This window comes from Streptomyces sp. NPDC001156 (genome assembly GCF_053598275.1).
The window spans coordinates 1-2,904 of record NZ_JBSFJX010000435.1 but is presented as its reverse complement, the minus strand read 5'-3'; the positions used below and the strand labels follow the sequence as shown (position 1 = coordinate 2,904).

General features: G+C 67.5%; 2 protein-coding genes. Both read left to right on the top strand.

The annotated features are described in order from the left end of the window. Window positions 1-199 precede the first annotated feature (199 nt). On the top strand, window positions 200-871 hold the full coding sequence (locus ACWDA7_RS51800; RefSeq protein WP_450615052.1) for a hypothetical protein: 672 nt from the start codon (window positions 200-202) through the stop codon (window positions 869-871). Between the two features lie 469 nt (window positions 872-1,340). Next, window positions 1,341-2,378, top strand: a complete 1,038-nt coding sequence (locus ACWDA7_RS51795) for a GAF domain-containing protein (protein ID WP_450615050.1) — start codon at window positions 1,341-1,343, stop codon at window positions 2,376-2,378. The last annotated feature ends 526 nt before the right edge of the window (window positions 2,379-2,904 follow it).

Here is a 2,904-nt window from a genome sequence, read left to right as displayed (position 1 = left end):
CTCCACCGAAGTCACCCGCCCGTCACCAGCATGAGTACCCCGGAGCCGACGCACACCAGCCCCGCGACCTGCTACTTCACGATGCACACCACTCAATGACCGTCGGTGGCAAGCGGCTCGGAGCGGTAGCACGCTCCGTCCATGCGGGGGAGATGCGGCGATGCGACTAATTCTGGCTGGCCCGGCGCTGGCCGCAGCAGTGCTCACCATCACGGCCTGCCGATCCACGGCAGGCTCGGGGCCGCGCCATGTCGCTCTGCCGACGAATGCGACGCCGTGCGCGTCCAGGAGCCAAACGCCCAGCGTCAAGCCCGAGCCGATACAGACGCAGCTGGCGTGGCGGGCGGAGGAGCTGCGTGACAGCTCGGTGCGAATGACGATCGGAGACGTCGGCCTTGCTCCCAAGGATCCCAAGGCTGTCCGCGTCACCGACTACCAAGCGCCTGGCAGCGAGACCGCATGCGACTACGTGAAGATCATCGCTGTGCACGGGTGGTGGTGCACCACGACGGTCTCACCCGTCGCTGTGAACGGCGAAATCGTGGTCGGTGGCGCGCGGCCACGGGCGCAGATCCACTCCGCCGGTTTCCACACGCACTGCTCGGGACGCACCGCGAAGATGCGGCAGCACTACACGATTGAACGCGACAGTTGGTCCGGCTGGCGCCGGTACGACAATCGTCGCCAGACCGATTGGACATCCCAGCAGGACCAGTCCGGGCACGCAGTGTCTGCTCCATGCCCTCAAGGACGGGTCGGCACCTATAACTACCGGCTGGCGGTCTCGGTCGAAATCGACGGCATCCAGGCAGACGACTCCACGGCTGCCAGCGCCGAGATCCGCACCGACTGCGGCGCAGGCGTCAGCTGAATCGCCCCGGGTTCGGTAGAGATATCGGCCTGCCCCGAGTTACACGGAGTCGGGATACCTGATCGCACGCAGCGGGCACGGCCGAGCGTTGCCCGGCAGTCCGGGGCCACTCGTCCGGCAGGTTGTGACCCGCCCAGGGGACGTCGATCACACTGTCTGGGCGCGATCAGTAGCCGAAGAAGTAAAGGGCCGGGGCCCTGACCTGTGGCCGTGAAATCGATCAGCGCTGCGACCTGAGCGCCCTCTGACGGCGCAGAGGCGGCCCCATCCTCAGCTGCCAGAGGTCCTCGGTAGTGGACGGCATGACCGACTCGGCGTCTGTGGCCGTGCCAGCGAAACGGACGCTCAGGTGAGCGGCGAAAAGTTGTATCGACCCTTCCTGTTATGCGCATTACCTGTGCCTCCAGGGGAACCCCGAAGGAGAGCACGGGTGGCCGAGGGTGTTTTCTCCGGTGACGGGAGGCACGCCATGACAGGCCCAGATGGTCCTCAGACGACGGTCGCCAACGCCCTCGGCACGGGTGCTTACCTGGCGGACGCGCAGGGCTTGATCGTCGCTGTCAACAGGCGCGGCGAACAACTCCTGGCCCGCCCCGTCTCTGCTCTGGTCGGCAAGGACGCCCACGACCTGCTGCATTGCACTAGCTGCGGGCAACCCGTCCCGAGGGCCCAGTGCCGGATGAGGGAATGCGTCCTCGCCGGGCGCACGGAACAGGGTGACGGCGAGTGGCTCGAGCGCGGCGATGGCACGTTGCTGCCGGACTCATGGCTGGCCACTCCCTGCGGCGTCGGCCTCCCGCCGTCCGCCACGCTCGTCCTCTTTCACTCCGCAGGACGTTCCGGGCAGCCTGCCCAGCGGCCCCCGGTCACCAGGAGGCTTTCGGAGTTGGAACGGCTTGCGCTGCTCGCCGATACCAGCACTTTACTCACTTCCACGCTGGACATCGACGAGGCGTTGCGCCACCTGATCAATCTGATTGTGCCCCGCCTCGCCGACTGGGCCGTCATCGACCTGATCAGCGAGGAGGACGAGGTGGTCCGTTTCGCCGTCGCCCATGCCGAGGGGGGCACCGTGGCGTTCCGGGGGGACCTCCAGGGGCCCATGCCGCCGGTGCAGCAGGAGTCCCCCATGCCCCTGGCTCGCGCCCTGCGCGGCGTCGCGCCGACCTTCGCCGGCCCGGAGACCTATCGGGGGCGAACCAACCCGGGTATTGCGGTCGAGCAGCGGCGTCTGTTCGAGACGACCGGCATGCACTCGGCAGTCCTGGTCCCCCTCCGCAGTGTGCACGAGGTACTGGGCGCCCTCACCCTCGGCCGTGCCGACCAGCCCGAGCAGTTCACCGCCACCGACATCGCCCTGCTGGAGGACATCGCCCGCCGCGCCGGCCTCGCCCTGGAGAACGCCCGCCTCTACCAGCGCCAGCGCAAGGTGGCCGAGACCATGCAGCGCCATCTGCTGCCCAAGCTTGCGTTCCCGCAGCCAGCGGCTGACCTGCGGACTCACTGAATCGCGGGCAGAACCAGTTTTAAGGAGCCCTCGATATCATCGCCAGCTGCTGAGTGAGCCTGCACTACAGCCGAGAGAGTGAACTGTCGGCGCTGGCACGCGGCGCCATCGAACGTGGCGAACGCCTCTACTGCTGGGTCTGTGTCTGAGACCCGTTTGCTACTGAGGATGGTGCGCCTGGGCTCAGGGCGTCGATCGGGGCTTCCTCAACGTAGCTTCGCGGATGAGCACCTGCGGCGGTACCCAACCCGCCATCTCTGACCAGGGGTAAGCCGTCGTCGTCTGTCGTCGTCGGCTGCCCTCGGACGGCCCAGAGACGGCCCCGGGGGTGTCGGATCACGGCCCTCGACGCCAGAGCCCCGCGTTAGGAGCGAAGTTGGGGCATCACAGGCGTGACCTGTGGGTTTCCCTCCCTTCAGGGTGCTCTTGAGCCTGGATCCACCGCGTGAACTCTGATCCTCGGTGTCTGGCGGGTTCAGGGTGAATTTCGGGATGCGGGCAGCACGGGGCCCCGGCTGGCCGTCCG